The sequence below is a fragment of the Streptomyces sp. NPDC058964 genome (assembly GCF_042741275.1).
Lineage (GTDB): Bacteria > Actinomycetota > Actinomycetes > Streptomycetales > Streptomycetaceae > Streptomyces.
In genome coordinates this window covers 1-6,582 of record NZ_JBHYKH010000505.1, presented here as the reverse complement: position 1 = coordinate 6,582, position 6,582 = coordinate 1, and the positions used below count along the sequence as shown (strand labels likewise).

7 protein-coding genes are annotated in these 6,582 nt (G+C 72.7%); 5 read left to right on the top strand and 2 right to left on the bottom strand.

What is annotated here, in order from left to right; genetic code table 11:
- Positions 1-217: 217 nt before the first annotated feature.
- The 4 genes from ACFW2E_RS38525 (at position 218) to ACFW2E_RS38510 (ending at position 2,699) form a co-directional block, all read left to right on the top strand.
- Positions 218-1,561, top strand: coding sequence for a CynX/NimT family MFS transporter (locus ACFW2E_RS38525; RefSeq protein WP_384474211.1), 1,344 nt, complete (start codon positions 218-220; stop codon positions 1,559-1,561).
- 48 nt (positions 1,562-1,609) lie between these two features.
- The gene (locus tag ACFW2E_RS38520) at positions 1,610-1,726 is read left to right on the top strand and encodes an SGM_5486 family transporter-associated protein (protein WP_384474208.1); all 117 of its coding nucleotides are present in this window, start codon (positions 1,610-1,612) and stop codon (positions 1,724-1,726) included.
- Positions 1,727-1,895: 169 nt separating this feature from the next.
- On the top strand, positions 1,896-2,102 hold the full coding sequence (locus ACFW2E_RS38515) for a hypothetical protein (protein WP_384474205.1): 207 nt from the start codon (positions 1,896-1,898) through the stop codon (positions 2,100-2,102).
- Positions 2,103-2,180: 78 nt separating this feature from the next.
- Positions 2,181-2,699 carry a SixA phosphatase family protein gene (locus ACFW2E_RS38510; protein ID WP_384474202.1) on the top strand — a complete coding sequence of 173 codons (519 nt, stop codon included), beginning with the start codon at positions 2,181-2,183 and terminating at the stop codon, positions 2,697-2,699.
- 82 nt (positions 2,700-2,781) lie between these two features.
- Here ACFW2E_RS38510 and serB read toward each other — a convergent pair whose 3' ends face one another.
- The gene (gene serB / locus ACFW2E_RS38505; RefSeq protein WP_384474200.1) at positions 2,782-3,990 is read right to left on the bottom strand and encodes a phosphoserine phosphatase SerB; all 1,209 of its coding nucleotides are present in this window, start codon (positions 3,988-3,990) and stop codon (positions 2,782-2,784) included.
- Between the two features lie 187 nt (positions 3,991-4,177).
- Positions 4,178-6,154, bottom strand: a complete 1,977-nt coding sequence (locus ACFW2E_RS38500; RefSeq protein WP_384474197.1) for a streptophobe family protein — start codon at positions 6,152-6,154, stop codon at positions 4,178-4,180.
- Between the two features lie 230 nt (positions 6,155-6,384).
- Between ACFW2E_RS38500 and ACFW2E_RS38495 the strand changes: the two genes are divergently transcribed.
- Positions 6,385-6,582, top strand: a 198-nt coding sequence (locus ACFW2E_RS38495) for a hypothetical protein (protein ID WP_384474195.1), incomplete at its 3' end; no start/stop codon positions are given.

Genomic DNA, 6,582 nt, shown 5'->3' with positions numbered 1-6,582 from the left:
CCCGCCTAACTCCCGGCCCGCCGGCCCTGCGCGCCGGGCGGGGCCCGCCCGCGGGGGCTGCGCGTTCACCGCTGCCGGCCCGGGCACCGCCCCGGCCGCCGCCCCCCCCCGACGACGGGGGTGGCTCAGAGGCATGGCACACCTTCGCACGAGAAGGCCGGGAGGGCGCGGCCCGGGGATGGACAACCAATCATCCCATGATTCTATGATGACCATCATGGTGAGCGAGGAAGCCCGGACGACGACAACGACGACAACAACGACGACGACAACGACAACGACAACGACAACGACCGAACGCGCTGCGGCCGAGGGCACCGAGGCTGCCCCGGAACCCGCCTCGCCGGCCCCGCGCTCGTGGGCGACGCGGCTGGTCGTCGTCGGCATCGTGCTCTCCGCCCTGAACCTCCGCCCCGCCATCACCAGCCTCGGCGCGCTCCTCGAAGAGGTTCGCGACGGGCTCGGCATGAGCGGCAGCGTGGCCGGGCTGCTGACCTCCGTGCCCCCGCTCTGCTTCGCCGTCTTCGGCGTCATGGCACCCCGCCTCGCCCGCCGATTCGGACCGGCCGCCGTGGTGTGCGCGGGCATGGCCGCCATCACCGCGGGGCTGCTCATACGGCCGTACACCGGATCGACGGCCGGGTTCCTCGCCGCCAGTGCCCTCGCCCTCATGGGCATCGCGGTCAGCAACGTCCTGATGCCGGTCATCGTCAAGCGCTGGTTCCCCGACCGGGTCGGTTCGATGACCGGCCTGTACTCGATGGCCCTCGCCCTCGGCACCTCGGCCGCCGCCGCGGTGACCGTGCCGATGACCGGTGCACTGGGCGGCGGCTGGCGTCAGGGGCTCGCCGTGTGGGCGGTGCTCGCCGCCGCGGCCGTGCTGCCCTGGGTCGCTCTGGTACGGAACCGGGGGGACGCGCCCGAACACCACGGGCCCGTCCGGGAGGCACGCGCGCGTGTGCAGGAGCCGCCCGCGCTGCGGATCACCCGGAGCCGTACGGCCTGGGCGCTCGCCGTCTTCTTCGGGCTCCAGGCCACCGCCGCCTACATCACGATGGGCTGGATGGCGCAGATCTTCCGCGACGCGGGCGTCCCCGCGAGCACGGCGGGCGTGCTCCTCGCCGTCACCATGGTGATGGGCGTGCCGCTGGCCTTCGTGATCCCGCGCCTCGCCACCCGGCTGCCGCACCAGGGGCCGATCGTGCTGGCCCTCGGCCTCTGCGGCCTGGCCGGTTACGCGGGCCTGTACCTCGCACCGGCCGGTGGCGCCTGGGCCTGGGCCGTGCTGCTCGGCGTCTCCAACTGTGCCTTCCCGCTGGCCCTCACGATGGTCGGCATGCGGGCCAGGACCGGCGCGGGCGTCGCCCAGCTCTCCGCCTTCGCGCAGAGCACCGGCTACCTGATCTCCATCCCCGGGCCGCTGCTGGTCGGCGTGCTCTACCAGCACAGCGGAGGCTGGGGCCTTCCGATCGCCCTCATGGCCGGCCTCATGATCCCGCAGATGGCGGTGGGCGTCCTGGCGGGCCGCGACCGGACGGTGGAGGACGAGGCGGCGCGCTGACCTCACCCCGGCACAGCCGGCGGGGCGGGAGGGTGCGAGACTGACGGCATGCCTGTGCTCGACCCGAACCCCCAGAACAGCCAGAAGAAGATGCTGCTCGTCTTCGGCGCGTTCTTCGCCGTCTTCGTGCTCATCGCCGTCATCGCGACCATCGCGTCCCCGTGACCGCGGCTCCCGTGGCCGATGGTGGGGTTGGCACCACCATCCCCTAGGGGGTGAGTGTCAGGGTCAAGTGGGTGGATCACCGGATGGGTTGGCGGCGGCGGATTCCGTAGGTTCGAGAGGTGACCGCGGGAGGCGGTCACGGACCACTCGCGGACCAGCGGAGGCGATCATGTCGGCCCGTACGCACACCCGGCCCCACCCGGCGACCACGGGCGGTGTCGACATCCGGCTGCCCTGGTGGGCCCTCGCCCTCCCCGCGCTCGCCTTCGTCACCCTGCTCATGCTGATACTGAACCCCTCGGACGCCCACGCGGCCTCCGGCGACCCCGCGGTCACCCAGTTCCTGGAGCGTGTGCAGCAACTCGCCGCGCGCTAGTCCCAGGCCGCCGCGCACAGCGAATCCGCATGTCAACTCCCTGCGCCGCATGGCCTGTTTCGTGCGAAGCTGGGACCCATGAGCGTCGCTGAACCCCGCAGGATTGTCCTCTTCCGGCATGCGAAAGCCGACTGGCCACAGGTGACCGACCACGAGCGGCCCCTCGCTGAGCGGGGTCGCATGGACGCCGCAGTCGCCGGACGCAAGCTCGCCGACACCGGCATCACCTTCGATCTGGCTCTCTGCTCCACCGCGACCCGCACCCGCGAGACCTGGAAGCTCGCCGTCCACGAACTTCCGCACCGGCCGAAAACCGTCTACGAGGAGCGGCTCTACGAAGCCTCGCCCGGCGAACTGATCGCCGTGCTGAACGAGACTCCCGACGACGCGCAGAACGTGATCCTGATCGGTCACAACCCCGGAGTGCACAGTCTCGCCGAGATCCTCCCCGGCTCGGCCGACGCCGACGCCCGCGAACGGATGAACCGCAGGGGCTACCCCGCCGCGGCATTCGCCGTCGTGACCTTCGAGGGCTCCTGGAAGAGCCTGGAGCCGGGCGTGGGCACGCTGGCCGACTACTGGGCGCCGTCCGAGTGACCCCGGCCGTCTGACGGCACGCGACGAGGGCGCGGCACCCCAGGGGTGCCGCGCCCTCGTGCACGACGCGTGTCCCGGAGGCTCAGCTCTCGTCGTGGGTGTCGGCGGCCTCGACCTCTTCGCGGGTGACGCCCAGCAGATAGAGGACCGTGTCGAGGAAGGGGAAGTTCACCGCGGTGTGGGCGGCCTCGCGGACGACCGGCTTGGCATTGAAGGCCACGCCCAGTCCGGCCGCGTTCAGCATGTCCAGGTCGTTGGCGCCGTCACCGATCGCCACCGTCTGGGCGAGCGGTACACCCGCCTCGGCGGCGAACCGGCGCAACAGCCGCGCCTTGCCCGCCCGGTCCACGATCTCGCCCGTCACCCTGCCCGTCAGCTTCCCGTCGACGATCTCCAGGGTGTTGGCCTGGGCGAAGTCCAGCCCCAGCCGCTCCTTCAGATCGTCGGTCACCTGGGTGAAGCCGCCGGACACCACACCCACTTGGTAGCCCAGCCGTTTCAGGGTCCGGATCAGGGTGCGCGCGCCCGGCGTCAGCCGCACCTCGGCACGCACCTTCTGCACCACCGAGGCGTCCAGCCCCTCCAGCAGAGCCACGCGCGCGTGCAGCGACTGCTCGAAGTCCAGCTCCCCGCGCATCGCGGCCGCCGTGACCTCGGCGACCTTGTCCTCGCAGCCGGCGTGCGCGGCGAAGAGCTCGATCACCTCGTCCTGGATGAGGGTGGAGTCCACGTCCATCACCACCAGACGCTGGGCCCGCCGGTGCAGCCCCGCCGACACCACCGCGATGTCGACGCCGAGCGCCGCCGCGTCGGACACCAGGGTGGTGCGCAGCGGCTCGGTCTCGACGCCCGACACCGCGAACTCGACGGCCGTCACCGGGTACTTGGCGAGCCGGAAGATACGGTCGATGTTGCCGCCGGCCTTGGCGATCCGGGTGGCGATGGCGGCGGTCGACTCGGCGGTGAGGGGGTGGCCGAGGACGGTCACCAGGGAGCGGCCGTGGCCGCGCGGGCGGTTGTCACCATGACCGGAGATGATCTCCGCCTGCATCTTCATCGACTCGGCCCAGCTGTGCACGGTGGCCCGCAGGTCGCCCTCCAGCCCGGTGGGCGGCTGCGTCACGAGCGCGCACAGCACCAGGCGGCCGCGGGTGACGACCTGCTCGATGTCGACCACGTCGACGGAGTAGGCGGCAAGGGTGTCGAAGAGGCCGGCCGTGATGCCCGGCCTGTCCTTGCCGAAAATCTTGACGAGGAGGGTGGGGAGCTCGGAGGTCTGCGAAGCACTCATGGTGTATCCACCGTATCCGGCACGCAGTGCCTTACGCCCATGCGGTCCGCCTGGCGGACAGGGAACAGTGGGTGACGGATCGGTGTCGGAGGCCTGCATTCCCCCTCACCACTCGATCACCGGCCCGTCCCCGTCCGCCGGGCTCCGCGGGCAGCCGGCTCCGGCGCGTCATGGCGTGTCTCGCGGCTCAGCCTCGTCCCCTCGGCCTCCTGGGTGGCGGTGGCGGTGGCGGTGGAGAGGGCGGGGGTGGCGGCGCAGCCGGAGGGCCGTCGTCCGTGTCCGGGGGCCAGTCGCGTGGCCGGGGCCCGGGGCGCGGCCGGGGCGAGCGCGGCGGCGGGTCGACGGGCCGGGCCATCGTGGGGGCGCCGTACAGGTCGGCGGAGTCGGGGGGACCGTCGGGCCGGCCGCCGGCCGGACGGCCGTCCTCGGAGGCGCGGGCGTCACCCCTGGGCGGACCGTCGCCGGGAGCGGGGGCCGGCCCCGCACTCCACCTGCCCCTCGGCGGCACCCCCGGCCCGCTGCGGCTCGCACCACCGTGTCCGCCCGGCTCCCCGGGCTCCCGCAGTTCGTCCGGCACCCGGAGATACGGATTCGTGGCGGGGTTGGGCGGACGGTACGGCGTACCGGGCGCGTACGGACCGGGCTGCCCGGTGCCCACCGGGTCCTCGCCCCCGGCGTGTCGCGGCCCGTCCGGGTATCCCGTGCCGGCTCCCTTGTCACCCAGTGCCAGTGGCGCCGCCCGCCGCCCCGCGGCGCCGACCGCCCACGCCAGCAGGGCCCCGGCGGCTCCGGCACCCGCACCCCAGGCGGCCCCGAGGAGCAGCGCCATGCCGGAATGGCCGTGGAGTTCGATCCCGGCGCCGAACGCGTCGAAGCCGAGCACCGACAGCGAGGCGTCCACGGACACCTGCGTCAGCCGGGCGAGCAGGGGCAGGGCCAGCGCGGTCGCGGCCCCCAGCCACAACGCGCACCGACCCGCGAAACCGAAGGCACCCGAACCTCGTACGACCGGCCCGCCCGCCGCCGTACCGCCCGCCACCGAACCGGCCACCGTCGTACCCACCGGCGTCCGTACCGCCGTGAGCACTCCCGCGAGCAGCATCATCAGTGCCGCCGCCACACCCAGCAGCCACACCCGCCCGTCGAGGTCCGCCAGCCGCCCCAGGGTCACCGGCTGGTCGGACTTCGCGGTCAGCAGTTCGTCGAGCGGGTGGGGCAGCACGTGGGTCAGCGCGCCGGTGGCCTTGCCGTCCCACGGCACGAGCAGGCCGACGGGAATACCGAGCCACACCCCGTTCGGGGCGCCGAGAAGGGCCGCGCCCGCGATGCGCCTGGGGTGGTCGTCGCCGATCGCCGCGTACGCCGCGGCCCCGACCCCGGCGGCCACGGCCACCAGCAGCACGGTGACGAGCGCCGAGACCGCGGGCCGTACGACCCGGTGCACGGCCTCCCAGCCGCGCGGCAGGGGAGTGCGGCGGGAGGCCAGCAGGGCGATCAGGAGGACGCCCGCGGACCAGCCCAGACCGCCGAGGAGGGTGGGCGCCGTGTCCACCGTGAAGCCCACCGCCGCCTTGGCATGGATGAGGTCGCCGAGCCGGTCGGGCAGCAGTCCGCCGATGTCTCCGAGGCCCGGGATGTTCAGCCCGCCGCCCTTGCCCCCGCCCACGCCGGGCAGCTTGTCGAGGCCGAGCGCGCCGCCGTCGATCGTGATGACGTCGTGCCCGGCCCAGGCCAGCCCGCCGAGCGTCGCCACGAACAGCGCGACCACCGCGCCCGAGCGCGCGAGGAGTTCGGACGGCGCGATCACAACTCCCGCCGTGCGCAGCGATCGTAGGAAGAACCACGACAGCAGGAGGGCACCGACCAGGCCGACGCCGAGTGGCGTGATCTCGATGGCCGTGTGTGCCTCGGCGCCTTTCAGGCCGAAAGCGGACACATCTCCAGACGGCGAGACCGAACCACCCGCCCCCAGCGCCACAACAGCCGCCGTCATCGGGCCGAGTGAGCCCGCCGTGTCCGCCTCCAGCAGGTGCAGGCCCAGCGCGGCCGTACCCGCCATGCCTATCAACGCCCAGCTCACCGCGGCGATCGCGGACAGCGTGATGTCGCCCCACGGCAGCCTCGTGCCGTGCCCCGCGGTCTCGACTTCCGTGGCAGCGCTCATGGCAGACCCCCCCGATCCGCGGCGCGACCGGCCGGCCGCGCATGTCCCCCTCGCGGGGGATTACCACTCTCCGGGTCGGTTTCAACCCCGTCAACGGGAGCAGTTGAAGCGCGCGTCGACGTTCATCACAAGGCCCGACTTTCGGTCAGGGGGCCGAGCCTGAAATAGTTCCCCACGATGTTCGACATCCCTAGACTCCCTGTGATGGGGGTAACTCGGGGGACAACTCAGTGGGGCATGGAGTGCCGGAACTCGTACTGGAATCAAACGGACGGACCTGGACGCTCGATTCGTCCAGGACCTACACACTCGGACGCGATCCGCAGGGAGACATCGTGTTCGACGACGCCAGGGTCTCCTGGCGGCCCGCCACTGTCAGCGTCACCGGCAGCAGTGGGTGCATCTACTCCCACGGACGCACCTACTGC

What these genes read in the sequence shown, in the direction of transcription:
- serB (WP_384474200.1), bottom strand. Translation starts at nt 3,990, where the DNA reads ATGAGTGCTTCGCAGACCTCCGAGCTCCCCACCCTCCTCGTCAAGATT.
- ACFW2E_RS38520 (WP_384474208.1), top strand. Translation starts at nt 1,610, where the DNA reads ATGCCTGTGCTCGACCCGAACCCCCAGAACAGCCAGAAGAAGATGCTG.
- ACFW2E_RS38510 (WP_384474202.1), top strand. Translation starts at nt 2,181, where the DNA reads ATGAGCGTCGCTGAACCCCGCAGGATTGTCCTCTTCCGGCATGCGAAA.
- ACFW2E_RS38500 (WP_384474197.1), bottom strand. Translation starts at nt 6,154, where the DNA reads ATGAGCGCTGCCACGGAAGTCGAGACCGCGGGGCACGGCACGAGGCTG.
- ACFW2E_RS38525 (WP_384474211.1), top strand. Translation starts at nt 218, where the DNA reads ATGGTGAGCGAGGAAGCCCGGACGACGACAACGACGACAACAACGACG.
- ACFW2E_RS38515 (WP_384474205.1), top strand. Translation starts at nt 1,896, where the DNA reads ATGTCGGCCCGTACGCACACCCGGCCCCACCCGGCGACCACGGGCGGT.